The sequence below is a fragment of the Gaiella sp. genome (assembly GCF_035710885.1).
Taxonomy (GTDB): domain Bacteria; phylum Actinomycetota; class Thermoleophilia; order Gaiellales; family Gaiellaceae; genus Gaiella.
The window spans coordinates 201,064-225,436 of the sequence record NZ_DASTCS010000002.1 but is presented as its reverse complement, the minus strand read 5'-3'; the positions used below and the strand labels follow the sequence as shown (position 1 = coordinate 225,436).

Genomic DNA, 24,373 nt, shown 5'->3' with positions numbered 1-24,373 from the left:
CGGCGGCGGCACGTAGCGTGGACTTCGCGCCCGCCGAGGAGCTCTCAGGGATCCGCACAGCCGTGCGCGAGCTCTGCTCCCGCTTCCCGGGGGAGTACTGGCGCGGTCTCGAGCCGGACACCTACCCCGCCGAGTTCGTCCGCGCGCTCACCGAGAACGGGTGGCTCGCGGCTCTCGTCCCCGAGGAGTACGGCGGCGCGGGCCTGTCGCTCACGGCGGCGAGCGTGATCCTCGAGGAGATCAATGCGTCGGGCGGCTCGAGCGGCGCCTGCCACGCGCAGATGTACACGATGGGCACGATCCTGCGGCACGGCTCGGAGGAGCAGAAGCTCCGCTATCTGCCGCGCATCGCCTCCGGCGAGCTCCGGCTGCAGGCCTTCGGCGTGACCGAGCCGACGGCCGGCTCCGACACGACCTCGATCCAGACGACCGCGGCGCGCTCGGACGGAGGCTGGCTCGTCAGAGGTCAGAAGATCTGGACCTCGCGGGCGCTCCACTCCGACCTGATGCTGCTGCTCGCGCGCACGGCCCCCGCAGACCAGGTCGAGCGGCGCACGCACGGCCTCTCGACCTTTCTCGTGGACATGAAGCGCGCCCAGGCCGAGGGCACCATGACGATCAGGCCGATCAGGACGCTGATGAACCACGCGACCACGGAGATCTGGCTCGACGGCGTGTTCGTGCCTGACGAGGACCTCGTCGGCGAGGAGGGGCTCGGCTTCCGCTACATCCTCGACGGCATGAACGCCGAGCGCGTGCTGATCGCGGCGGAGTGCATCGGCGACGGTCACTGGTTCGTCCGGAAGGCGGCCGCCTACGCCTCGGAGCGCGTCGTGTTCGGTCGGCCGATCGGCGCCAACCAGGGCGTCCAGTTCCCGATCGCCCAGGCGCACGCCCAGATCGAGGCGGCGGACCTGATGCGCTACAAGGCCGCGTGGCTGTTCGAGCAGGGGCTCCCGTGCGGGGCGGAGGCGAACATGGCCAAGCTGCTCGCCGCCGAGGCGTCATGGCAGGCGGCCAACGTCTGCCTCGACACGCACGGCGGCTTCGGCTTCGCCGAGGAGTACGACGTCGAGCGGAAGTTCCGCGAGACGCGCCTGTACAAGGTGGCGCCGGTCTCGAACAACCTGATCCTCGCGTACCTGGGTCAGCACGTGCTCGGCATGCCGCGCTCCTACTGATCTGTCGTCGCCTGCGACGCGGCCCGAGACTGGGTGCGGCGCCGAGACATGCCGCGGGAGGAGGAGCTCAGGCGGTCCGCGAGCGGCAGCATGCCGAGCTCCCGCGCTATCGAGAGCGCCTCGGCTCGGAGGTCCGCCGCGCGTGCGGTCCCGTCCGCATCGGGAACGCCGAGGAGCACCTCGGCGTAGTCCGACGCGGTCCAGGCGCACTCGGGCCGGTAGCCGGTGCGTCGGCAGAAATCGAGCCCGCGCTCGAAGTGGCTCAGCGCCGTCTCCACGTCGCCGGCGGTCGCTGAGAGAAGTCCTAGCAGTCGGTCGGCGGTGACACCGATCAGCGCCAGTGCGGTTCCACGCAGGTGCAAGAGCGCGTCGTGCTCCGCCCGAGCGCGAGCTGCGTCGTGCTCTCGCACCGCGGTCAGGGCGCGGCCGACTCCGCAGTACATGTCGAGCAGGGGAAGCACGACCCCGGACGAGTCGACGTGAGCAGCTGCCTCCGCCGCCTTGTCGAGCCGCCCATCGTTGCCGGCGATGCGCGCCAGCAGCGGCAGGTACCCGGCGACACAAGCGTCCTCGAACGCGAACCCTGTCGCCGAGAGCCACCGCGCCTCCACGAGCCGATCGGCGTGGGCGTCGGCCAGGTCGTGCTCGCCGAGCTGACACTCGACCAGCGCGCGGCTGGCCAGGCTCCGCGCATCCCTCGGCTGCAAGGCGAGCGCCTCCTCGCTCAGCGCCCGCGCAGCTTCCCACTCTCCGGTCAGGACGCAGAGCCATAGTCGGTTCACGCGCGCGGTTACGAGCCAGTAGCGTTCGCGGAACCTGTCGGCCAGCTCGAGCATGCGCAGCGCGTGCCGGTCGGCTTCGACCGGCCGGCCGAGCGTTGCGCACATGCGAATCACCTCCGAGAGCGCGAGCATCTCGGTGCGCTCGTCGCCTGCGTCTCGCGACAGCGCGATCGCGCGCTCGCCTTTCTCGAGACAGCGGTCGTACTCGAGATGCCAGAAGTCCACGTGGGCCTCGCTGAGGAGGACTCGTCGCTCGAGAGTCGCGTCGCCGAGCTGCCGGGCGATCGCGGTGGAGCGCCCGAATGCGTCCCTGGCCGCGTCGTAGTCGGTCATGCCCGTGAACCAGCCGAGCGTCGACAAGAGATGGCCCGCCTCCCCCGAGCCGGCCGGGACGAGCGTCAGAGCGCGGGAGGCCAGGCCGGCCGCGTCTGGTGAGCCGTACACGTACGGGACGGGGTGTGTGGCCACTTCGATCGCCCGCCGCCGGTCTCCGGACGTCTCGAAGTACGTGAACGCCTCGCACATGTGCCCCAGCGCCTCTCCGAGGTCGTAGCGTTCGCGCCCCGCGAACTCGGATCGGGCGAGCCCGAAGAGGAGCGAGGCCGTCTCCTCGTCCATCTGCAATCCCGCCTTGGCGTCCAGGGCCTGGCGGAAGTACGCAGACGCCTCCTCGTAGGAGTGCGCGACGAGGGCCTGCTCGCCGGCGAGCCGCGCGTAGCGGACGAGAGCGGCTGGGCCGAGCACCGTCTCGGCCTCCGCACAGTGGTGGACGAGCTCCGCCGCGTGGGCGTCGACCGTGTCGCCGTAGTGCTGCTCGAGCGCCTCGGCGACGCGGGCGTGGAGCCGCACGCGCTGCGTGGTCGACAGCTCCGAGAGGAGCGTCTCCTGGATCAGCCGGTGCGTGAACCGGAAGCAGTCGATCGTGTCGGGGAGCTCCTCGACGAGGCGCATGTCGAGAGCCTCGTGCACGAGCCCGAGCAGCTCGTCGTCGGCCGACTCGACGACGAGCGCCTGCAGCTGGCGGAGGCCGAACTCACGGCCAATGACGGACGCAAGCCGGAGGACATCGTTGCAGGCCGGCGAGAGCTGGTCGAGGCGCCTGCCGATCACGGCCCGCACTCCCTCCGGCACCCGCAGGCTCCAGTCGCGAGACAGGCTCCTCTCGTCGGCGAAGGCGTCCTCCTGGTCGAGCACGCGCACCACCTCGGTGACGAACAGGGGGTTCCCCTCGGCCTGGCGGTGGATCGCCTGCATGAGCTCGGGTGCAGCGGGCCGGCCCATGATCGCCTCGACGAGGCGTGCCACCTCGGTCACGGTCAGCCCTCGCAGCGGGAGGCGCTCGAAGGTGCCCTCGCGCGTGAGCTCGGCCAGGGTCTCGACGAGCCGGTCTCCGCGCCTCAGCGCGACGTCTCGATACGTGCCGACGACCAGCAGAGGCGTGCCCGCGAGCTCCCGGGCAAGGAACTCGAGCATGAGCAGCGAGCCCGCGTCGGCCGCGTGGAGGTTGTCGAGGATGATCGTCATGACCTGCTTCGCGGCTGCGTGCCTCAAGAACGATGCGACCGAGTCGAGGAGGAGGAAGCGGGCCTCCTTCGGATCACGGGGCGCAGGGGCAGCGCCCAGGCCGGGTAGCTGTTCGCGCAACTCCGGCACGATCTCGGCGACGGTTGCGGTGTGGCGTTGCAGCCCGGACCCGAGCAGCCGCAGATCGCATTGGTCGGCGTACGACCGGATCGCCTGCACCCACGGCCAGTAGGGCGGGGCTCCCTCGCGCTCGTAGCAGCGTCCCCAGAGCACCCGAGCTCCACGTATCTGAGCGAGCCCGGCGAGCTCTGTGACGAGGCGGCTCTTGCCGATCCCCGGCTCGCCCGAGACCATGACGAGTCGGCCGTCTCCGGCGAACGCCTCGTCGAGCGCAGCCGCGAGACGTGCCAGCTCGACCTCACGGCCTACGAACGGGATGCTCGGGCGTGAGACCGGGACGGTCTCCGTCATGCTCCGGGACGGCTCGTCGAGTACCGGGTCCTGTCGAAGGATGGCGCTCTCCAGCTCGTGGAGCTTCCTGCTCGGCTCGATGCCGAGCTCGCCCACCAGGTGGGTGCGCCTGTCCCGGTAGGCGCCGAGCGCCTCGGCCTCCCGACCCGAGCGGTACAAGGCGAGCATGAGCTGCAGGCAGAAGCGCTCCCTGAAGGGGTGCTGCTCCACGAGCAGCTCGAGCTCGCCGATCAAGTCGGCGTGGCGGCCGAGCGCGAGATCTGCTTCGACTCGCTCCTCGAGAGCAAGCAGGCGGAGCTCCTCGAGGCGTGCACCCTCGCTCGCCGCGAACGGCTCCGCGGCGAACTCGGCGAGGGCGAGTCCGCGCCAGAGCCCGAGCGCTCGCCGAAGGGCCTCGCCGGCGGCAGCGTGCCTGTTCTCCGCAAGCCCTCTGCGGCCCTCCTCGAGGAGGCGCTCGAAGACGTGCAGGTCGAGATCGTCGGGATCGACCTCGATCGCATAGCCGTGCGGTCGCGTGGACAAGACGCCCTCGGGCAACGCCTTCCGCAGGCGTGACACGTATGTCTGGATCGCCTTGACCGCCTTCTCGGGCGGCGCCTCGCCCCACAACCCCTCGATCAGACGGCTCAGCGAGACAGCGTGATTGGCATCGAGCAGGAGAAGCGCCAGCAGCGCCCGCTGCTTTTCCGAGCCGAGCGCGACGGGCGCGCCCGGCTCACCCGCTTCGAGAGGACCGAGAAGGCGAAACTCCATTGGCCCGCGAACGTACCAAACGGCACTTGCTTCGGGGGCGTCGTTTACCGGTCTGCTGCCGATCGTCGACTCGCCTGCAACCGCGGCGCTACCCGCCGTCGACCGACTCGGTGTCTCCTGGTCCACGGAGCAATCTGTTCGTGACGCAAGGGAGGAGCAATGACCGGGCAACCGACCGAGAAACAGCGGGTCGTCGCCGAGATGAACGCGTCGGCGGGTGCACCCGAGATCGTGCGTACGGCGATCTCCTACTGCCAGGAGCACGACGCCGAGCTCGTCATAGTCTGGGTGGTCGAGCCGGATCTCTTCGGCGCCACGTGCCGGGGAGAGAGTTGGGGGATCGGAGCCTGGGGGACGGTGAGCGCGCCGCAGCTCGCTCTCCGGCTGGTGCGCGGGACGGGCGTTGCTGCGCGGGCTGTGGTCCGGATCGGTGAGCGCAATCGTGTGCTCGAGGAGGAGCGGCGGGCGCACGGGGCCGAGCGCGTGTTCACTGCTGCCGACGTGCCCGTCGTGCGGTGCCCGGTGTGCCGCGGGCGCCTCGACCCGCGGGGCGTGCATTTCTGCCCGAGGGTTCACCTCGGGTCGGCCGAGACACCCCGTACCGAGCCGCGCGCCGCCTGAGGGTCAGCCGGGGCACGCGGCGCCGCAGAACGCTCGCAACGACGCCTCGAGCTCCTCCCCCGTGAAGCCCCGTCCGATGACGACGAGGCGCGAGCGGTGGTCCTCGTCCGGCCAGCCGTGGAGGTGCACCGGCGGGTGCACCGCGTGCTGGACGCAGTTGACGAGCAGCGGGCCCTCGCCTCCGGTGTCGAGCAGGCCCTTGACCCGGAGCACGTCCGCACCGCGCGCCTGGAGCAGCATCGTCAGCCAGATTCCGAACGCGACCCAGTCGACCTCCTCGTCGAGCACGAGGCACACGGCGTGGATCTCGTGCGCGTGCTCGCCCTCCACCGACGGCGAGGTCGGCAGCCGCTCGAGGTCGTGCTCCGGGCCACGCAGGAGAAGCTCCGGCTCGACGTTCCCGAAGGCCACCCGCAGGGCCGGCGCCGTGGGATTGAGCGCCTCCAGCTCCCGCTCGAGCGCGTCGAGCGACACCGGCTCGGCGAGGTCCGGCTTCGTCAGCACGAGCGTGTCCGCCGCGGCAACCTGCTTCACCGACTCGCTCCCGCGCAGGCCGTGCATCCCGTCGACCGTCGCGACCACGGTGTCCAGCGTGTAGTGGTGCGGGACGAGCGGGTCGGAGAGCAGCGTGTTCACGATCGGGGTCGGGTCGGCGACGCCGGTCGTCTCGACGACCACGCGCCGGAACTGCGGGATCTCGCCGGCGTCACGGCGGTCGAGCAGGTCGCGCAGCTCGTCGGCGAGGTCGCCGCGCAGGGCGCAGCAGACGCATCCGCTGGCGAGCAGGACGGTCCGCTCGTCGACGCGGCGGAGGAGGTGGTGGTCGATGCCGACGTCTCCGAGCTCGTTCACGATCACCGCCGTGTCGCCCAGCTCGGGCCGCGCCAGGAGCTCGGAGATGAGCGTCGTCTTGCCGCTGCCGAGAAAGCCCGTGACGAGGACGACGGGCGTCTTCACGCGGAGAGCGTCGCCAGGAGGCCGGGGTCGAGCGGGTCGAGGGGTCGCCCGGCGAGCCGCTCGGCCTCGACCCAGAGCGCGCCGAGGTCGGAGACGACCGCCGCGCCGCCCTTCGCGTCGCGGACGACGTAGCTGCCCGCCCACGCCGCGACGGAGAGCCCGAACTGCGAGAGCACCCTGTCGAGCAGGGCGGCGCGGAAGACGCGCGCCCGCCGCCCGTCGCCGAGCTCGGCCCAGTGCTCCTTCGACATGACGCCGCAGAGCGAGCACATTAGAGTCGCGTTGTAGCAGCACCGGCGAGGGGCGGACGGAACGGAGGGTGAGGGAGATGGCCAAGGAGATCTTCGTCGCGTACGGCGTGGACGTCGACGCGGTCGCGGGCTGGCTCGGGTCGTACGGGGGCGAGAACTCGCCCGACGACATCTCGCGCGGGCTGTTCGCCGGCGAGGTGGGGACGCCGCGCCTGCTGCAGCTGTTCGAGCGGAACAGCCTGAAGACGACCTGGTTCATCCCCGGCCACTCGATCGAGACGTTCCCGCGCGAGACCGAGATGGTCGTCGCTGCGGGGCACGAGATGGGGATCCACGGCTACACGCACGAGAACCCGATCGCGATGACGAGAGAGCAGGAGACGGCCGTGCTCGACAAGTGCATCGGGCTCGTGGAGCAGGTCTCGGGCCGCAGGCCGACCGGCTACGTCGCACCGTGGTGGGAGTTCTCGACCGTCACCAACGAGCTCCTGCTCGAGCGGGGCATCAAGTACGACCACAGTCTCATGCACCACGACTTCCTGCCGTACCACGTCCGCGTGGGCGACTCCTGGACGAAGATCGACTACTCGAAGCGGGCCGAGGAGTGGATGCTCCCCCTCGTCCGCGGCGAGGAGACCGATCTGATCGAGATCCCGGCGAGCTGGTACCTCGACGACCTCCCCCCGATGATGTTCATCAAGACGGCGCCGAACAGCCACGGCTTCGTCAACCCGCGCGACATCGAGCAGCTGTGGATGGACCAGTTCGACTGGGTCTACGCCGAGCACGACTACGCCGTGTTCACGATGACCATCCATCCCGACGTCAGCGGGCGGCCCGCCGTGCTTGCGATGCACCAGCGGATCATCGACCACATCAACGGGCACGACGGGGTGCGCTGGGCGACGTTCGACGAGATCGCGGACGACTTCGCGCAGCGCTCGGCGCGCAAGGCCTGACGGCGAGCTCCGTGCTAGGACTGCGACGAGAGGACGCCGGCCGCGTCGAGCCCGGCGCCCAGGGCGACCTGCAGCAGCACGCGCGCTTTCGGGCCCGCCAGGTCGCCCGCGAACAGCGCGCCCGCCTCGGCGAGGTCGCGGCCGCCGCCGCGACCGTACACGGGCTCGACCCGCCCTTCCGTGCAGCGTGAGCAGACGACGACCGCGACCCCGGCCGCGACCGCCTCGCGCACGCCCTCCACGACCTGGTCGTTCGCGTTGCCACGGCCGGTGCCTTCGAGCACGATCGCTTGGGCGCCGGACCCGACCGCCGTGCGCAGGAAGCGCGCGTCGCTGCCGGCGTGCAGGCGGATCAGGTCGACGGGCGCGAGCAGCTCCGGCGGCGGCAGGGAGGCGCGCCGCAGGGGGCGGCGGCGGAAACGCACCGCGCCGGCGTCGACGTGCCCGAGCGGGCCGTAGCCGGGAGAGGCGAACGCCTGCAGGGCGCTCGTGTGCACCTTGCGCGCCTCCCGCGCAGCGTGCACCTCGCCCGCGAAGGAGACCAGCACGCCTCGTCCGGCGGCGTCCTCCGCCAGGGCGGCCGTGATCGCGTCGCGGAGGTTGCGCGGGCCGTCGGCGTCCCGCTCCTCGGCTCCCCGCTGCGCGCCCGTGAAGACCACGGGTGCCGCCCTCTCGGGAAGCAGCAGGTCGGCCAGGTAGGCGGTCTCCTCCATCGTGTCGGTGCCGTGCGTGACGACCGTCGGGGTGCCGCCGCCTGCGTGCTCGCCCACGCGCCGCGCGAGGGCGAGCGCGAGCTCCCCGTGGACGTCGAAGCTCGGCACCCGGGCGAAGTCGTCGAGCTCGATCGCGGGTGCCTCCGGCCACTCGAGCATCTCCATCAGCTCCTCGCCCGAGACGGCGGGGACGAGCTTCCCGCTCGCGGGATCGGGCCGCATCGCGATCGTGCCGCCCGTCGAGACCACGACGACGGTCGGAGCGTGTGCCGCGCCCACGCGACTGCCCCTGACGGGCTACTCCGCGGGCCGCCGGAGACTGCCGGGGCCGGCGAGGCTGTCCGCCTCGCCGAGCTCCTCCGCCGGACGGGTCACCGGCGCGCTGCGGAAGCGGAGCCGGAGCGTGACGGCGACGAGCACCGTGAAGATCAGGAACAGCGTCACCGCGGTCGTCCCGGCGCCGAGCGCGTACAGGTTGGGGAGGATCGGCCTCGAGGACGGCCAGGTGCCGATCAGGATCGGCAGAGGCTGCGCCTCGTAACCGTTCTGCAGCAGGATCGTCCGGTCGAAGTCGTTCCAGGTCAGGGTGAAACCGAACAGGAAGCTGCCGAACACGCCCGTCCAGACGAGCGGGAGCGTCACCTCGCGGAACGTGGTGACCGAGTTCGCCCCGAGGTCCCGCGCCGCCTCCTCGATGTGGCGGTCGTACCGGTTCCAGACCGCGAGCATGACGAGGAACGAGAACGGGATCCCCCAGATCACGTTCGCGCCGAGCGCCGTGTACCACAGGCTCGGCGTCTCGCCCATGAACCGCCACAGCAGCTGGTTGCCGAGCCCGACGAGGAAGGCAGGGGTCATCAGCGCGAGCATCAGGACGTAGAAGGCCACGACGTCCGTCCGCAGGCGCCACCGGCGGCGGAAGGCCATCGACAGCATGAACCCGAAGACGGCCACGAGGGCTCCCGCCGCGAGGCTGAGCCAGAGGGACTGACGGCCCGACGCGCTGACGTCGTCGGCGATGGTGTTGAAGAGGTTCGAGTCCCAGAGCGTCTTCCACCAGTCGAGGCTCACGGGGCCACGGAACGGGAACGTGAGCTGGCCCGTGTCGCCCTGGAAGGAGAGGATCGCCATCAGGATCATCGGGATGTAGAGGAAGAAGAGGAAGATGAAGAAGTAGACGCCGAGGCCGAGCTTCGCCCAGTCACGGCGCTGCTTCACCTCGCGGCGCACGACGACGTCCTGCGGCCGCGCGACCGCCTCCGCAGCCTGGGCCATGGTCTCGATCACAGCTCCTCCCTCAGGTTGGAGAAGCGCGTGATCACCCAGACGCCGACCATCAGGACGATCACCAGCAGCACGGCCGAGGCGGCGCCCTGCGGGTACTGCACGGCTCCGATCTTCGAGTAGATCAGCGTACCGACGGAGGTGATGTTGCCCCCGCCCACGGTTGCGACCGTCCCGTAGTCGCCCATCGTGAGGACGAAGATAAAGATCGAGCCGATCACGATGCCGGGCATCGTCTGGGGGAGGATCACCTCCCGGAACGTCCTCCACCAGTTGCCGCCGAGGTCGCGCGCGGCCTCGATCGCATGGCGGTCGACCTGCGCCAGCGAGAAGAACAGGGGCGTGATCATGAACAGGATGTAGAGCTGGATCATCGCGAGACGCACCGAGAGCGTCGAGAAGCCGAACTCCGGGATCGGCTCGGCGATGATCCCCAGCTTGATGAGCACCTGGTTCAGCGCGCCCTCACGACCCATCAGCGGGAACGTCCACGCGATGGCGCGCGTGAGGAAGCTCGTCCAGAACGGCGCCAGCGCGATGATGAACAGCGCGATCTGGATACGCAGGCTCTCGACCTTGAGGGCGAGGAAGTAGGCGACGGGGAACCCGAGGACGAGACATGCGACCACCGCGATCAGCGACGTCACGAAGGTCGAGATCATGTTGTCCCAGTACGTCGAGTCGTTGAAGAGCTCGCTGTAGTTCTCGAGCGTCCACGTTCGCTCGAACCCGGAGTCCGTGAAGGTCCAGAAGCTGACGAGGACGATGATCACGAGCGGGGCGATCAGGTAGAAGCCGATCCAGAGCAGCCCCGGCGCCGCCAGCGCGGCCGTCACCCAGCCGCTCGAGCGGCCGCTTCCCGCACCTTCCCCGAGCGCCGCCTCCGCCTTCTGGGGACGCTGCGCGAGGACGGCCTCGGCCTCCTCGACTTCCTCGAGCGCGAGCCTGGCGGCGTCCTCGTCCAGGTGATCAGGCGTCGAGGAGCTGGACATCCTCCTCCTTCCAGGAGATCCGGATCCGCTCGCCCTCGCGGCCGCGGAGCGCCGGGTACGCCTCCGCGCCGACCTTGGCGAGCATGCGCTCACCGCCCGTGAGCAGGTGCAGCTTGACGAGGTCACCGAGGAACTCGACGAAGACGATCTCGCACTCGGCCGTGTTGAGGTCGCTCGCGGTCGCGCCGTTCGGATCCACGATCACGGCCGCGGCCCGGACCGAGATCATGGCCGGGTCGCCGACCGACTGCCGGGCCTCGGGTGCCCTCACGCTCGCCCGCACCTGCTGCTCGTCCTCGACGACGAGCCGGTCGCCCTCGCGCTCGGTCACGGTGCCGCGGATGATGTTGTTGTCGCCCATGAACCGGGCGACGAGCTCGGTCGCGGGCCGCGTGGCGATCGTGAGGGGGTCGGCGACCTGCTGGATCCGCGCCTCGTTCATGACCACGATCCGATCGGCCATCGAGAGCGCCTCTTCCTGGTTGTGCGTGACGTGGATGAACATCAGGCCCAGCTGGCGCTGGAGGTTGCGCAGCTCGACGCGCATCCGCAGCTGGAGCAGCCGGTCGAGGTCGCCGAGCGGCTCGTCCAGGAGCAGCGCCTTCGGCTTCGTCACGAGCACCCGGGCCAGGGCGACGCGCTGCTGCTGACCGCCGGAGAGCGCCCTCGGCTTGCGGTCGGCCAGGGGGGTCAGCCCGACCATGTCGAGCGCCTCGAACGCCCGCTGCCGCCGCTCCTCCTTCCCGACGCCGTGCATCTTGAGGCCGAACTCGACGTTCGCGAGCACCGACCGGTGCGGGAACAGGGCGAAGTGCTGGAACACCGTGGTCGTCGGCCGCTTGTGCGGCGGCAGGTCGACCAGCGACTGGCCGTCGAGGACGATGTCGCCCTCGGACGGGAACTCGTGGCCGCCGATCATCCGCAGCGTCGTCGTCTTGCCGCAGCCGGACGGCCCCAGCAGGACGACGTACTCCCCGTGCTCCACGTGCAGGTTGACGTCGTCGACGGCGACCGTCCCGCCGGGGAACACCTTCGTCAACCCGATGAGGTCGAGGCCCGACCCGCTCGATGGCGAGGGGGCGGCAGGTGCCGCCCCCTCGATGTCCTCCACGTGATCCGTCATTCGACGTTACGCGGACAGGAAGTCGTTCGCCCTCTTGGTGAGGTAAACGCTCTCCTTGCCGAACGAGTTCCACGAGTAGTACTTGCAGATGCGCTGCTGGAACGAACCGCCCTCGCGGCGCTCGCCCTTCTTGATGTCGCCGACCTTGCCCGTGATGCCCGGCAGGTCTCTCGGGGCCGCCTTGCCGCCCCACCAGTAGTCGTACTCGGCGGGCGTGAAGCCTGCCCGCTTCCCCGCCGCGGACTTGATCCACGGGAGCAGTCTCTGGCCGTTGGCGATGTAGTAGCCCTGACGCATGATCACGGCGCCGAGGTACCCGTTGTAGTTCCAGTTGATGTAGTCGTAACACGCCTGCAGCTTCGCCGGGTCGGTGACCTTCGACGAGATGCCCTCGGCGCTGCACCAGCCGCGGAAGCCCTCGGGCGGCGCTGCGTAGAGGATGTTCACGCCGGCCGCCTTGACCAGCGCGACCGCAGGAGACCACATCGACTCGATCACGACCTCACCGGAGACCATGAAGTTGACCGAGTCCGTGAACGCCGACCAGAAGGCGCGGAACTGGCCCTGCTTCTTGTACCTCGTGAGGATCTTGAAGAGCCGGTCGATCTCGCCCTTCGTCGGGTTGCCGTAGTCCTTGATCTTGAGGAGGCCGAGGGCGCCGACCGCGGCCGCCCCGTCCTGGCTCATGATGCCCGGGTCGCGGAGGAGGGAGACCCGCCCCTTCCACCGGTTGTTCAGGAGCTCGGCCCACGACACCTGCCCCGGCCGCTTCTTGATCACGTCGGCGTTGTAGCCCATGGAGTCGGCGTTGAAGTGCGCCGCCGGGCCGACGATCCAGCGCGGCTGCGGCTTCCCGCCGATCGGCTTGCCGTCCTCGCCGATCCAGCGGATGATCTGCCGGTTGCTCTTCGGGCCGTTGGCGTACGCCGGAAGGCCGGTCGAGCCGTCCGGGTCGACGAACGTCGTCCGGAAGGGCGCGTTGCCCTGGCCGAACGTGCACACGCCGGACGCCGGGTTGAGCTTGCCGTGCGTGAACAGCTTGTACTGCGCCGCCCAGCTCTTGAGCCGGCGCGTGTCGACCGGCTGGAGCCCACCCGACGGCCAGACCTGCAGCGACTGGTAGTTGTAGCCGCCGAAGACGTCGAACGTGTCGGGCGACGTGATCGCGATCTGCGGCTGCTTCTCCGACGGAGCGAGGATCGGCTTCACCGTGAAGCCGAGGTCCTTGGACGCCTGCTTCGCGATGTCGGGGATCGGGAACTCGACCCCGAGCGTGAGCACGCGCAGCGTGCCCGTGAACTTCCCGTTCGCGTCGACCTCGCTGGAACCTTGCCTGGCGGCTGCGGCCGGCCCCGCGAGCGCGCCCAGGCCGCCGACCATCGCCGCACCCGCGCCACCCCGGGCGATGAGCTCCCGGCGGGTCAGGCCCCCGCGCTCGTCCTCTCTCCGCTCGGGCGTCGAGAGATCGCTTCGGCCGAGATCCTCCCCGGCGGCGAGCTCCTCGGCATATTCGTAGGGGTCGTACTCCCACTCCCCACTCATACGTGTGCTCCTTTCCCCTCGCGACTCTCGAGGGTCTCGACGGTTCGGGGCTGACAGACAGGCGAGTCGCGGAGGGCATTGGCGATACCGCAGCCGCGGGAACGACAGGTTGGACCAGACCCTGGAATGCTGTTTGTATACAACCGGCGCGGGCGCGAGTCAACGCCCAACCAGGCTCGTGGACCGTTCGAGCGCATGCCTAGCACGGTGGGTGAGGGACGCCGATCGCGGTCCCGAGCCGTGCCACCTTCGGGCCCGCGAGGATGAAGTCGACGTAGGCGACGCTCAGCGCCCGGAAATCCTGCTTTCGAGCCGCCCGCAGCGCTTTCTCGAGCATCTCCAGCCGCCGTTCCTGGAGGTCGAGCCAGCGCGTCACCCTGGCACGCAGCTTCGGAGGTGGCTCGAGCGCACTGACCTTACGCTTCTGCGCTCGCGCGAGCGGGAGGGCCCGGACGACGGCGTCGATCACGTTCGCGGGCTCCGCGACGTCGGGCGGCCGGATCCTGTCGAGCCGCGGCCCGTAGACGCGGCAGATCGCCGCCACGCGTGCGAAGTACTGCGCCACCGTGGGCTCGGCTCTCGAGCTCGCGCTGAAGACGAGGACGACGGTTGTGACGATTGCCGCCGTGGCGACGGCGCAGGCAGCGCCCACGAGCGTGCGCCGACCTCTCAGCGTCCGCATACACCATATCTTCGTCGAAAATCCGCTTTCGGATCGCAGTCCACCGGCGCTGAGCCGGGCCGCGCGGGCTCAGCGGGGCTTCGCCCCCTCCGAGACCGGTGCCGGCACCGGCCCGCGGCCGACGATCCGGAGCTCGAGCTCACGGGCAGCGAGGTAGCCGAGCGCCGCGACGGCGATGCCCCAGACGACCTTCAGCGCGCCGTCCGGGACGGCGTAGTACGCGGCCACCCCTGCGACGATCCCGACCAGGGCGGAGAGGTTGACGCCGGCGCGGTAGCGGTAGCGACCGGCCGGATCGAACAGGGCGGGCACGTCGATCCGCCCCCGCTGCGCCACGAGGTAGTCGGCGAGCACGACGCCCGTCAGCGGCGCGCCGAGGTTGCCCAGATGCGTGACCCACGACTGGGCCTCCTCGATGAACGAGGGGAAGCCCGAGAGCACCACCGCCGCCGCTCCGGCGATCGCCGTCGCCCGCAGCCGGCCGAGGCGCGGCACGGAGTTCACCAGCGACAGCCCTGCCGTGTACACGTTCGTGAGGTTGGCGGCGACCGTCTGGACGACGATCGCCACGAGCAGGCCGGCCAGGATCACGTCGCTCGACGTCAGTCCCGCGGCGGCGACGAAAGGGTTCGTGTCGCCGCTCGCCGCGGCGACGTAGCCCCCGACGAAGGTGGTCGCGACCGCGGCGAGGAGCGCCGACGCGACGAGACCGATCCGCATGTCGCGTCGCGTCGGCGTGTAGCGGCAGACGTCGGCGACGTTGGTGACGAACGTCAGCGACGAGCCGCACATCACGGTCACGAAGGTCGCGAAGCCGACCCACGTGAGGCTCTGGTCGGGCGAGTCGAGCACCCGGGACGGCGCGTAGCGCGGGTCGTCGGAGGCGATGAAGAGCGCCACCAGCACGGCGGCGGCGCCGAGCGAGAGCGGCAGCACGAGCTTGAGCAGCCACCGCATCACGTCGAAGCCGAGCAGGGCGAGGGCGGCGTAGAAGACGCCGAGTCCGACCGCCGTGGGCACGAGCGGGAGGCGGTGCCCGGACATCGCGTCGACGATCGCCTGGAAGCCGAGCGCGCCGGTGAGCGCCTGGGCGGCGAACCAGTAGGTCGCCGCGACCATCCGGTAGGGCGACGTGGCGAGGCGGGCGCCGAGGATCCCGAACGTCGCGCGCATCGCGACCTGGCCGGGCAGGCCGTCGTCCACGCCCGGGCGGGCGACCACGACGAGGAGGCCGAAGGCGAGCGCCTGCCCGAGCACCATGGCGACGATCGCCCAGGGCAGCGGCAGCCCGCCCTCGAGCACGGCGAGCGCCCCGAGGACGTACATCACGGGGTTGAGAAAGAACGTGAAGTTGACCGCGAAGAGGTCGCGCCAGCCGGCGGTACGTAGCTCCGGCGGGATCGGCTCGATCCCGTACTCCTCGACGGCGGGCATCAGCGCGCGGCGTGGCGCGCGAAGAACTCGCTCACGACGCTGGCGTGCTCCGCCGTCGAGTCGAAGATCGTGGAGTGGTTCGCGCCCCGGATCACGTGCGTCTGCGCGCCGGGGATCCCGTCCGCGATCGCCTGCTGGCCGGCGCCGTCCGGCCCCTGGTCCCAGGGTGTCATCAGATCCTCGTCGCCGCCGAGCACGAGCGCCGGGGAGGTGATCCTCGAGAGCCAGGGCCGCAGGTCCATGTCGCACATCGCCTGACACGCGGCGGTGAAGATCTCGAGGTCGTTCGAGTCCCGGAGGATCGTCTGCATCGCGTCGGCGAGCCCCTCGGCCCCCTGCTCCGCCACGAAGCGCTTCGAGAGCGCCTGCCAGGTGATCAGCTCGGCGAGCACGCGGCTGCCCGGTCCCTCGGGGTCGAGACGGGCGATGTCGATCCAGTTCTTGAAGATCAGGCAGCCGGTCGCGCCGAGCTTGGCGGCCGCGCAGTTGATCACGACGGACGTCGTCCGCTGCGGGTACTTGCCCGCGAAGACGATCGCGATCATGCCGCCCATCGACGTCCCGTGGACGTGGGCCGCCTCCAGCCCGAGTGCGTCCATCAACCCCGCGAGGTCGTCCGCCCACACCTCCATGTCGTAGTCCTGCACCGGGCGATCCGACCGCCCGTACCCGCGCATGTCGTAGTCGACGACCCGGAACCGCTCGGCCAGCGCCGGCGTCACCGGGTCGAAGTTGAAGTGCCCGAACCCGGCTCCGTGGATCTGGACGACCGGCTCGCCCTCGCCCGTGATCCTGTGCCAGAGCTTGACACCGTTCACGACGACGACACCCTCCACCGCGTTCTCCATCGCTCCCTCCGTCACGGCTCGACCACGATCTCCAACCGCTCCGGCTCGAGCTCGAGGAACTGCTCCCGGAACGCCTTCTGTGTCCACCCCCGCTTCGGGACGAGGCGGCGGACGAGCTCGAGCGTGCGTGCGCCGTCGGCGAACGGGTACGGCTCCACGCCGATCCGCCAGGCGCCGCGCGGCTCGATCCGCAGGGCTCCGAGCTCGAACGGCTGCTCCCGTTCGAGGTCGCGCATGCAGAAGAGGAGCGAGAGCCGGTCGTAGGACTGGAGCCGCCGGTAGTCGGCCCAGCGCAGCTCGTCGTCGACCCCTGCGGCGTCCAGTCGCGCCCGGGCGCTCGCCTCCTGCTCGGCGACGAACTCCTCCACGAGCTCGGCGACGTCGTCGGCGTGCGTGAGCCGGAGCCCTGGGTCCTCGCCGTAGCGCTGCCGGTAGATGCCCGCGCCGTGCATCGAGACGAGCAGGCCCGCGTAGGGATCCTCGTCTGCGATCGCCGCGATGCCGGCCCGGTAGAAGGCGAGGTGGGCAGGCACCTGGACGTCGAGGAAGTTCACCGGCGCGCCGTCCGCGTCCACGAGCGGTGACTGCTCCCACACGGCCCAGCCGTCGTCGTGGCGCTCCGCCGCGAGCACGAGCGAGTCGTGCCGGGGGCCCTGCTCGGCCCAGGCGCGTGCGAACGCGCCGGAGAGGTCCGCGTGATCCGTCTGGAGGACGACCTGCCACGCGTCGCCTGCGTCGCGGACGATCATCCCGCGATCATGTCCTCCCTCGGCGCGGCCGTCACGGAGGCGAGCACCTCGTCCAGGGAGACGACGTCGCCGTACTTGGCCTCGATGTCGTAGAGGTTCGCCTCGTGCGCCGCCGGGTTCCGGTCGCCCACCGCCTCGCGGGGGACCGTCGGCCGGTAGCCGTGCTGCAGCGCGTCGACCACGGTCGCCCGGATGCAGCCCGAGGTCGAGGCCCCCGTGACGACGAGGCTGTCGGCGCGGCCCGCGGCGAGGAAGCTCGCGAGCGGGGTCGCGAAGAACGCCGAGGCCCAGAGCTTGTTGAACACGGGCTCGGTGCCCAGCGGGGCGATGCGGGGATCGATCTCCACCCAGCGCGATCCCGCCTCCAGGGTCAGGAGGGCCGGCACCTTGTCGATGAAGGCCCCTGCCGCGCGCTTCGCCGCCTCGTCGTAGGAGACGGTCGTGTACGCGACGGGGAGATCGCTCTCGCGGAATGCCCCCAGGAGCCGCCGGATCGCCTCCACGACGTCGTCGAGGTCGCAGACGAGCGGCGACTCGGGGTCGGTGAACCCGACGTTGACGTCGACGACGACCAGGGCGGGCCTCGAGCCGAGGCCCGCCCTGCCGTGGAAGCCGCGGTGCCTCACGTCACCTCAACCGCGTGTCGGCTCCGGGATCCCGTCGCCCGCCCGGACGCGGGCCAGCGCCTGGTCTCCGGGCTCGAGCGGCGACCAGCGCAGCGGCTTCGCGGGCGTGGGCGGCTCGAGGCCCGTCTCCGCCTCGCAGGCGGCCATCGTCTCCTCCAGGGAGGCGCCGAAGTCGAAGGCGAGCGGCTCTCCGCGCTGCTCGCGCTGGCGTGCCCGCTCCGACTCGGTGGCTGCCTCGTCCACCGACCCGTCCTCGGCGAGCACGACGCCGTACCCCTCGCGGGCGGCCTCGCGGCTGACGAGCCCGAAGGAGACGTCCCTGGCGACCGCGTCCGGCGGCCTGTCGAGCCGGTCCTTCCAGCCGCCGCCGCCCGCTGTCCGGTAGACGAGCATGTCGCCGACGTCCACCTCGACGTTGTCGCACTTCGAGGGCAGCACCTGCTCGGTGCCGTCCGCGCGCTTCAAGAGCTTCGTCGAGCGGGAGCCCGGCCAGCCGCCGAGGACGCCCCAGGGCCGGGTCAGCCAGCGGTCGTCGTGGATCGAGACCTCTCCCGGCTCGAGGTAGACGTAGCGCTTCTCGACGCCGTTGCCGCCGCGGTGCAGGCCGGGGCCGCCGGAGTCGGTGACGGTCGTGTAGCCGTCGATCCGCAGCGGGTAGTAGGCCTCGAGGTACTCGGTGGGGATGTTCTCGAACAGCGGCCACCACGAGTGGCCGTCCATCCCGTCGCCGATCGGCCGCCCGGGGATCCCGCCGTAGAGGATCTCCATCGAGTAGAAGAACTCGCCCTGGGCGTCCCAGCCGGAGTAGAGCATGTAGGGGCTCGTGCCGTAGCCGGCCGCGGTGTTCAGCTCGGGCGCCTGCTTGCAGAGCGCCCCGCCGAGCACGTCGAACTGCCGGGCGAGCGCGTGCGTGCGGCAGCCGAGCGCGGCCGGGTAGCGCGGCCGCAGCAGGCTCCCCTCCGGCATGACGACGTGGAGCAGGGGATAGAAGCCGTCGTTGAAGAGGATCTGGGGATCGTTGACCATGATCAGGTAGATCCCGATGAACATCTTGAACATGCCCTCTGAGAGGTAGAAGTTCACCGGGCCGAGCGCCTGCGGGTCGGTGCCCGACCAGTCGAAGAAGGCGTGGTCGCCTTCCCGCCAGATGGTCAGCTGCATCTTGTACGGCCCGTTGCCGAGCCCGTCGTCGTCGACCCAGTCGACGAATGTCTGGGGCTCCTCCGGGATCGCGAGCTGGATCAGCGTCCGCATCGCCTCGTACGTGCGGTCGAGGAGGGCCTGCAGCGCCGCGAGGTAGGTCTCCTTGCCGAAGCGGTCGCACAGGTCGATCACGCGGCGCTCGCCGGCGCGGCAGCCCGCGACGATCGCGAACAGGTCGGCGCGGTTCATCTCCGGCAGCCGCACGTTGTTGAAGATCAGCCGGAGGATCTCCTCCTGGACGACCCCCCGCTCGACGATCTTGAGCGGCGGGATGATGATCCCCTCCTCGAAGATCGTCCGCGCTCCCGTCGGCAGGGAGCCGGGCAGCGGGCCGCCGGCGTCCATCTGGTGGCCGAACTGGCTCGACCAGCCGACCAGTTCGTCCTCGTAGAAGATCGGCACGAGCACGAGCCAGTCGTTCGTGTGCGAGATCGAGGCCGAGCACTTGAACGGGTCGGACGTGAGGATCACGTCACCCGGGTACACCCCCCGGTCCCACTCGGCCATCATCTCGTTGATGTAGGCGCCGAACTGCCCCACGACCATGCGGCCGCGCGGGTCGGTGAGCATCGGGAACTCGTCGTGCTGCTCGCGGATCACCGGGCTCATCGCGGAGCGGAACAGCACCGCGTCCATCTCGAAGCGGGCGCTCTTGAGCGCGCCCTCGATGATGTCGAGCGTGACCGGGTCGACCTCGACGTCGGTCGGGATCTCGGCGATCCGGAGCTCGTCTGCTGTCGTCGTCATCGTCCGCCCCTCAGGCCGTCGGGTTGATCAGGATGTTGAAGCCGGAGTCGACCTGCGCCGTGTACCCGGGCAGGACGACGGTGGTGGAGTCGAACTCGGTCACGATCGCGGGCCCCTCGAAGCGCATCCCCGGCGCGAGCCGCGCCCGCTCGTAGATCTTGGTCGGGAGTCGGCTGCCCTCGAACACGATCTCGTGCTCCTCCGCCACGGCGCCGGAGGCGTCGGCGGGCCCGGACTCGCCGGTGGGCAGCTCCGGCTTGGGCACGGCGCCGAAGCCCACCGCGCGCAGGTTGACGATCTCCGAGGCGGTGCCGGGCATGCGGAACCCGTACAGCTGCTCGTGCAGACCGTTGAAGCGCTCCTCGAGGTCGGCGAGCCCGCCGCCCCGTACCTCCTCCGGGTCGATCGCGACGGGAATCTCGTAGCCCTGGCGGTGGTAGCGCATGTCCGCCGTGTACGTGATCCCCCGTGCCTCCGGGGCGATCCCCTCGCCCTCGAGCCACTCCGTGGCCCGCTCGCCGAGCGCCTCCAGGATCGTGGCGACGTCCCCCGCGTCGGCGTCGGAGAGGACGCGGATGTACGTCTGCGCGAACTCGTCGCGGAAGTCGGCGACCAGGTCGCCGATCGCGCACAGGACACCGGGGGCTGGCGGCACGAGCACGGGGAACGAGCCCATGATCTCCGCGACCGCGTTCGCGTGCAGCGGCCCGGCGCCACCGTAGGCGACGAGCGCGAACTCCCGCGGGTCGTGGCCGCGCTGCACCGAGACGAGCCGCAACGCGCCGGCCATGTTCTCGTTCACGATCGCCAGGATCCCCTCCGCGGCGGCCTCGACGGAGGGCAGGCCCATCGCCTCCTGCACCTTCTCGACGGCGGCGCGCGCCGCCTCCACGTCGAGCTCCATCTCGCCGCCGAGCAGGCGCGGCGGCAGGTGGCCGAGCACGACGTTCGCGTCGGTGACGGTCGGCTCCGCGCCGCCCTTCCCGTACGCGGCGGGTCCCGGCTCGGCGCCCGCGGACTGCGGGCCGACCCTGAGCGCCTTGGTCAGCTCCGGTACGTGCGCGATCGAGCCGCCGCCCGCACCGACGGTGTGCACGTTCACCGACGGCACCTTGATGCGGAAGTGGCTGATCGAGGTCTCGCGGCCGATCGTGGGCTGTCCGTTCTGGCAGAGCGCGACGTCGGTGGAGGTGCCGCCCATGTCGAAGGTGAGGATGTCGTCGAAGCCGGCCTTGCGGGCCACGTAGAGCGCCCCGGCGACGCCGCCGGAGGGGCCGGAGAGGATCCCGTAGATCGGGTTTCGCGTCGCCTCCTTCGTCGTCATCAGCCCGGCGTCGGAGCGGAGGATGTTGACCTCGGCCCTGGCGCCGATCCCTCCCAGCTCGGACTGGAGCTGCTCGACGTAGGTCGACACCCGCGGGCGGACGTAGGAGTTCATGCAGGCGGTCAACGTCCGCTCGTACTCCCGGAACTCGGGCAGGACGTGCGCCGAGAGGGTCACGGGGAAGCCCGGGTAGAGCCGCTCGACGATCTCCGCCACCCGCTCCTCGTGGGCGGGGTTGACGTAGGAGTTGATCAGCCCCACCGTGAGCGACTCGACGCCCGACTCGACGAGGTCCGAGACGATCTCCTCGACCTGCTGCTCGTCGACCGGGACGACCGTCTCTCCGCGCGCGTCCATCCGCTCGACCGCCTCGCGCGTGTCCGCCAGCGATGCGGGCGGATCCGGCTTGATCATGATGATCCAGCCCGCCAGCGGCCCCGGTGTCTGCGAGCGCGCCAGGTGCAGGATCTGCTTGAAGCCCGTCGTCGTGACCAGCCCGACCCTCGCCCCCTTCGACTCGAGCACCGCGTTCGTCGCGACCGTCGTGCCGTGGAGGATGTTGCGGAGGTCGCCGACCTCGATCTGCGCCTCCTCGCAGATCCGGCGGACGCCGTTGAGCACCCCCTGCGACGGGTCGGCGGGCGTCGACGGGGTCTTGACGCGGAACTGCGCGCCCCCGTTCGAGTCGCCGACCAGGAAGAGGTCGGTGAACGTGCCCCCGACGTCGACTCCGAGCCTGTACGCCATGCTGTCCCCTTTATGCCGTCATCCGGAGACCGGCGCGAAGACGCCGGCCCTGTAGACCATGCCCTCGAGCTCCCGCCCGAGGGTCTCCTCCAGCCACTGCGCGACCTCGACCAGCGCGTCGAGGTCGATTCCCGTCTCGATCCCCTCGCCGTGCAGCAGGTAGACCAGGTCCTCGGTGGAGATGTTCCCGGTCGCGCGCGGCGCGAACGGGCAGCCGCCGACGCCTCCGACCGACGCGTCGAGCACCGTCGCACCCGCCTCGACGGCCGCGAACGCGTTCGCGATCCCCGTGTTGCGGGTGTTGTGGAGGTGCACGCCCACGGGGACGCCGAGCCCGATCGCCTCGCCGACGAGCTCCCGCACCTGTCGCGGCACGCCGACCCCGACGGTGTCCGCGAGCACGAGCTCGTCGGCGCCCCCCTCTGCGAAGCGGCGGGCGAGCTCCAGCACCCGCGCGGGATCGACCCGCCCCTCGAAGGGACACCCGAACGCCGTCCCGAGGGTGACGGTGGCGCGCAGCCCGTCCTCGTGCGCGCGCTCGACGATCCGCTCGCCCGCCTCCACCGAGGCCTCGACGGCGGCGCCCGCGTTGCGGCGGTTGAACTCCTCGCTGACGGCGAAGGCGAAATGCACCTCGTCGAGGGTCGTCTCGCGCAGGCGGTCGTAGCCCCGCTCGTTCAGAGCCAGGCCGGCGTAGACGACGCCTTCGCGCCGGTCGATCGCGGCGACCACCTCCTCCGCCCCTGCCATCTGCGGCACGCGGGCAGGGCTGACGAAGCTGACCGCCTCGATCCGCTGCACGCCCGCCGCGGCGAGCCGGTTGACCAGCTCCGCCCGTGTCTCGGGGTCGAGCACCTGGGCGTCGTTCTGGAGCCCGTCGCGCGGCGCCACGTCGCAGACCGTGACCCTCACAGGACGCCCTCCGCGCGCAGGCGCTCGAGCTCCTCGTCGGGGATCCCGAGCAGGTCGCCGTACACCTCCCGGTTGTGGCTGCCTTCCTCCCAGGTCGCCGACCAGCGGACGGCGCCCGGGGTACGCGACAGCTTCGGGACGATGCCCGGGCCGACGTACTCGCCGAACTCCGGGTCGACGTGCGTGACGAGCATCTCCCGGGCGCGGTACTGCGGGTCCTCGAAGATGTCGGCGATCGTGTAGATCGGGCCGCAGATCACGCCCGCCTCGTTGAGGATCTCGTCGATCTCCTTCGCGGTGTGGCGTGACGCCCACTCGGCGACGATCCCCTCGATCTCGTCCTGGTTGTCGCCGCGGGCGAGGTGCGTCGCGAACCGCTCGTCGTCGGCGAGCTCGGGCCGTCCCATCGCCTCGCACAGCCGCCGGAAGACGTTGTCGGCGTTCGCGGCGATCACGATCCACGTGTCGTCTGAGGACTTGAAGATGTTCGAGGGCGCGATCCCCTTCAGGTTCGTGCCCTGCGGCCCGCGGACGATCCCGAGACGGTCGTACTCCGGCACGGCGCTCTCGAGCATCGCGAACGAGGCCTCCATCAGCGAGACGTCCACCACCTGCCCCAGCCCGCCGCGGAGCGCGTCGCGCCAGTAGAGGGCCGCCAGGATCCCCTGCGCGGCGAACATCCCCGCGAGGGAGTCGCCGAGCGAGATGTGCATGCGCGGCGGGGGCTCGCCGGGGAAGCCGTTGATGTACCGGATCCCTCCCATCGCCTCCGACACCGACGCGAAGCCCGCGCGCTTGGCGTACGGCCCGGTCTGCCCGTAGCCGGAGACGCGCGCGAGCACGAGCCTCGGGTTGACCTCGCTCAGCCGCTCGTAGCCGAGGTTCCACTTCTCGAGCGTTCCCGGCCGGAAGTTCTCCACCAGCACGTCTGCCTGCTCCGCGAGCCGGAGCAGCAGCGACTGCCCCTCCTCGTGGCGGAGGTTCAGCGTGATGCACTTCTTGTTGCGCGACTGCACGGGCCACCACAGCGAGCGGCCCTCGTAGCGGGCCTTGCCCCAGTCCCGGATCGGGTCGGGACGCCCGGGCGCCTCGACCTTGATGATCTCCGCGCCGAGATCACCCAGCAAACGGCCGGTGAACGGCCCGGCGAGGAGCTGCCCGAGCTCCACGACCCGCACGCCCGTGAGCGGGCCGCCGGCCTCGGCCGCGGATGCCTCCCGGCCCTCCCGCGCCGTGTCGGTCACGTTTGCTCGACCTCGTCGCGCGCCCGTGCCTGCTCCTCCTCGACGTGGCCGACCAGGACGTCCCGCGCCTCGAGCACGTGCTCCTTCATCACGAGCTCCGCGCGTTCCGCGTCGCGCCGCTCCAGCGCGCGCGTGATCTGGCGGTGGTAGTGCTGCGAGATCCGCGTCTGCTCGGGCGAGTACCAGACGTACGACTTGTAGACCAGCGGCAGCTCGACCACCTGCCTGACCATGCCGGCCAGACGCCCGCTGCCGGCCGCCTCGAGGATCGTGTTGTGGAAGACGAAGTTCTCGCGCACGAGCTCGCGGAGATCGTCGTCCGCGCTCATCGCCTCGAACCGCTCGCAGCTCGCCCTGAGCGCCAGCAGCTGCTCGTCGGTCAGGCCGGACGCAGCACGGCGCGCCGCATAGCCCTCGAGCAGCGCCCGCAGCTGGTACATGTCCTCGAGGTCGCCCGGCTCGTACGCACGCACCGTGGCGCTGCGGTTGGGGGCTGCGTCGACGAGCCCCTCCGACTGCAGCACCTTGAGCGCCTCGCGCACCGGCGTGCGGCTGATCCCCAGCTCCTTCGCGAGCCGCTCCTCGGTCAGGCGCTGGCCCGGCGCGAGCCGCCCGTCGACGATCGCCTTCCTGATCATCTCCGCGGCAGTGCTGCTGGCCGTCCGGGCGAGCGGGGGATGCCCGTCGAAGATCTTCCCCACGAT

General features: G+C 70.8%; 21 protein-coding genes. 3 read left to right on the top strand and 18 right to left on the bottom strand.

All coding sequences use genetic code 11. The features are described 5' to 3' along the window. Positions 1-17: 17 nt before the first annotated feature. Positions 18-1,181 carry an acyl-CoA dehydrogenase family protein gene (locus VFO26_RS01190; protein ID WP_325113037.1) on the top strand — a complete coding sequence of 388 codons (1,164 nt, stop codon included), beginning with the start codon at positions 18-20 and terminating at the stop codon, positions 1,179-1,181. Here the strand turns inward: VFO26_RS01190 and VFO26_RS01185 are convergent. Then, a complete protein-coding gene (locus VFO26_RS01185) occupies positions 1,175-4,711 on the bottom strand; it encodes an ATP-binding protein (RefSeq protein ID WP_325113036.1) in 3,537 nt (1,178 codons plus the stop codon). The two genes, VFO26_RS01190 and VFO26_RS01185, sit on opposite strands and share 7 nt — an antisense overlap. Positions 4,712-4,870: 159 nt before the next feature. On the opposite strand from VFO26_RS01185, the gene VFO26_RS01180 reads away from it, so the two are divergent. Then, complete coding sequence (locus tag VFO26_RS01180) at positions 4,871-5,332, top strand: hypothetical protein (protein WP_325113035.1); 462 nt, start codon at positions 4,871-4,873, stop codon at positions 5,330-5,332. 3 nt (positions 5,333-5,335) lie between these two features. On the opposite strand, the gene VFO26_RS01175 is transcribed toward VFO26_RS01180, so the two are convergent. Beyond that, positions 5,336-6,289, bottom strand: coding sequence for a GTP-binding protein (locus VFO26_RS01175; RefSeq protein WP_325113034.1), 954 nt, complete (start codon positions 6,287-6,289; stop codon positions 5,336-5,338). Then, complete coding sequence (locus VFO26_RS01170) at positions 6,286-6,561, bottom strand: hypothetical protein (RefSeq protein ID WP_325113033.1); 276 nt, start codon at positions 6,559-6,561, stop codon at positions 6,286-6,288. Before VFO26_RS01170 ends, VFO26_RS01175 begins: the two co-directional genes overlap by 4 nt. Before the next feature lie 56 nt (positions 6,562-6,617). Here VFO26_RS01170 and VFO26_RS01165 point away from each other — a divergent pair, with 56 nt between their 5' ends. Continuing rightward, a complete protein-coding gene (locus tag VFO26_RS01165; protein ID WP_325113032.1) occupies positions 6,618-7,499 on the top strand; it encodes a polysaccharide deacetylase in 882 nt (293 codons plus the stop codon). A gap of 14 nt (positions 7,500-7,513) precedes the next feature. On the opposite strand, the gene VFO26_RS01160 is transcribed toward VFO26_RS01165, so the two are convergent. The 15 genes from VFO26_RS01160 to VFO26_RS01090 all read right to left on the bottom strand — a co-directional run bounded on the left by VFO26_RS01160 (position 7,514) and on the right by VFO26_RS01090 (position 24,370). Then, a complete protein-coding gene (locus VFO26_RS01160; RefSeq protein ID WP_325113031.1) occupies positions 7,514-8,491 on the bottom strand; it encodes an asparaginase in 978 nt (325 codons plus the stop codon). 18 nt (positions 8,492-8,509) lie between these two features. Further along, positions 8,510-9,499 carry an ABC transporter permease gene (locus VFO26_RS01155; protein WP_325113030.1) on the bottom strand — a complete coding sequence of 330 codons (990 nt, stop codon included), beginning with the start codon at positions 9,497-9,499 and terminating at the stop codon, positions 8,510-8,512. After that, complete coding sequence (locus VFO26_RS01150; RefSeq protein ID WP_325113029.1) at positions 9,496-10,488, bottom strand: ABC transporter permease; 993 nt, start codon at positions 10,486-10,488, stop codon at positions 9,496-9,498. Before VFO26_RS01150 ends, VFO26_RS01155 begins: the two co-directional genes overlap by 4 nt. Then, a complete protein-coding gene (locus tag VFO26_RS01145) occupies positions 10,466-11,599 on the bottom strand; it encodes an ABC transporter ATP-binding protein (RefSeq protein ID WP_325113028.1) in 1,134 nt (377 codons plus the stop codon). The genes VFO26_RS01150 and VFO26_RS01145 overlap by 23 nt, the downstream gene beginning before the upstream one ends. Before the next feature lie 18 nt (positions 11,600-11,617). Further along, a complete protein-coding gene (locus VFO26_RS01140) occupies positions 11,618-13,153 on the bottom strand; it encodes an ABC transporter substrate-binding protein (protein WP_325113027.1) in 1,536 nt (511 codons plus the stop codon). A 199-nt stretch (positions 13,154-13,352) separates the two neighbouring features. Then, positions 13,353-13,835: a hypothetical protein gene (locus tag VFO26_RS01135; RefSeq protein WP_325113026.1), complete on the bottom strand. Its 483-nt coding sequence runs from the start codon at positions 13,833-13,835 to the stop codon at positions 13,353-13,355. Positions 13,836-13,904: 69 nt separating this feature from the next. Further along, positions 13,905-15,269, bottom strand: a complete 1,365-nt coding sequence (locus VFO26_RS01130; protein WP_325113025.1) for a purine-cytosine permease family protein — start codon at positions 15,267-15,269, stop codon at positions 13,905-13,907. Continuing rightward, complete coding sequence (locus VFO26_RS01125) at positions 15,269-16,132, bottom strand: alpha/beta hydrolase (RefSeq protein ID WP_325113024.1); 864 nt, start codon at positions 16,130-16,132, stop codon at positions 15,269-15,271. Before VFO26_RS01125 ends, VFO26_RS01130 begins: the two co-directional genes overlap by 1 nt. Continuing rightward, entirely contained in the window at positions 16,129-16,866 is a 738-nt protein-coding gene (locus tag VFO26_RS01120; RefSeq protein ID WP_325113023.1) for a DUF3891 family protein, read from the bottom strand. Before VFO26_RS01120 ends, VFO26_RS01125 begins: the two co-directional genes overlap by 4 nt. Beyond that, a complete protein-coding gene (locus VFO26_RS01115) occupies positions 16,863-17,492 on the bottom strand; it encodes an isochorismatase family protein (protein ID WP_325113022.1) in 630 nt (209 codons plus the stop codon). The genes VFO26_RS01120 and VFO26_RS01115 overlap by 4 nt, the downstream gene beginning before the upstream one ends. Before the next feature lie 6 nt (positions 17,493-17,498). Beyond that, the gene (locus VFO26_RS01110; RefSeq protein WP_325113021.1) at positions 17,499-19,442 is read right to left on the bottom strand and encodes a hydantoinase B/oxoprolinase family protein; all 1,944 of its coding nucleotides are present in this window, start codon (positions 19,440-19,442) and stop codon (positions 17,499-17,501) included. Between the two features lie 10 nt (positions 19,443-19,452). Then, positions 19,453-21,513: a hydantoinase/oxoprolinase family protein gene (locus tag VFO26_RS01105; protein ID WP_325113020.1), complete on the bottom strand. Its 2,061-nt coding sequence runs from the start codon at positions 21,511-21,513 to the stop codon at positions 19,453-19,455. 18 nt (positions 21,514-21,531) lie between these two features. Continuing rightward, positions 21,532-22,425, bottom strand: coding sequence for a hydroxymethylglutaryl-CoA lyase (locus VFO26_RS01100; RefSeq protein WP_325113019.1), 894 nt, complete (start codon positions 22,423-22,425; stop codon positions 21,532-21,534). Beyond that, on the bottom strand, positions 22,422-23,669 hold the full coding sequence (locus VFO26_RS01095) for a CoA transferase (RefSeq protein ID WP_325113018.1): 1,248 nt from the start codon (positions 23,667-23,669) through the stop codon (positions 22,422-22,424). The genes VFO26_RS01100 and VFO26_RS01095 overlap by 4 nt, the downstream gene beginning before the upstream one ends. Next, positions 23,666-24,370, bottom strand: a complete 705-nt coding sequence (locus VFO26_RS01090) for a GntR family transcriptional regulator (RefSeq protein ID WP_325113017.1) — start codon at positions 24,368-24,370, stop codon at positions 23,666-23,668. Before VFO26_RS01090 ends, VFO26_RS01095 begins: the two co-directional genes overlap by 4 nt. Positions 24,371-24,373 lie beyond the last annotated feature (3 nt).

Excerpts from the sequence above, each read along its gene's own strand:
- VFO26_RS01185 (WP_325113036.1), bottom strand. The coding sequence starts at position 4,711 with ATGGAGTTTCGCCTTCTCGGTCCTCTCGAAGCGGGTGAGCCGGGCGCG.
- VFO26_RS01180 (WP_325113035.1), top strand. The coding sequence starts at position 4,871 with ATGACCGGGCAACCGACCGAGAAACAGCGGGTCGTCGCCGAGATGAAC.
- VFO26_RS01170 (WP_325113033.1), bottom strand. The coding sequence starts at position 6,561 with ATGTGCTCGCTCTGCGGCGTCATGTCGAAGGAGCACTGGGCCGAGCTC.
- VFO26_RS01165 (WP_325113032.1), top strand. The coding sequence starts at position 6,618 with ATGGCCAAGGAGATCTTCGTCGCGTACGGCGTGGACGTCGACGCGGTC.
- VFO26_RS01150 (WP_325113029.1), bottom strand. The coding sequence starts at position 10,488 with ATGTCCAGCTCCTCGACGCCTGATCACCTGGACGAGGACGCCGCCAGG.
- VFO26_RS01140 (WP_325113027.1), bottom strand. The coding sequence starts at position 13,153 with ATGAGTGGGGAGTGGGAGTACGACCCCTACGAATATGCCGAGGAGCTC.
- VFO26_RS01135 (WP_325113026.1), bottom strand. The coding sequence starts at position 13,835 with ATGCGGACGCTGAGAGGTCGGCGCACGCTCGTGGGCGCTGCCTGCGCC.
- VFO26_RS01130 (WP_325113025.1), bottom strand. The coding sequence starts at position 15,269 with ATGCCCGCCGTCGAGGAGTACGGGATCGAGCCGATCCCGCCGGAGCTA.
- VFO26_RS01120 (WP_325113023.1), bottom strand. The coding sequence starts at position 16,866 with ATGATCGTCCGCGACGCAGGCGACGCGTGGCAGGTCGTCCTCCAGACG.
- VFO26_RS01110 (WP_325113021.1), bottom strand. The coding sequence starts at position 19,442 with ATGACGACGACAGCAGACGAGCTCCGGATCGCCGAGATCCCGACCGAC.
- VFO26_RS01105 (WP_325113020.1), bottom strand. The coding sequence starts at position 21,513 with ATGGCGTACAGGCTCGGAGTCGACGTCGGGGGCACGTTCACCGACCTC.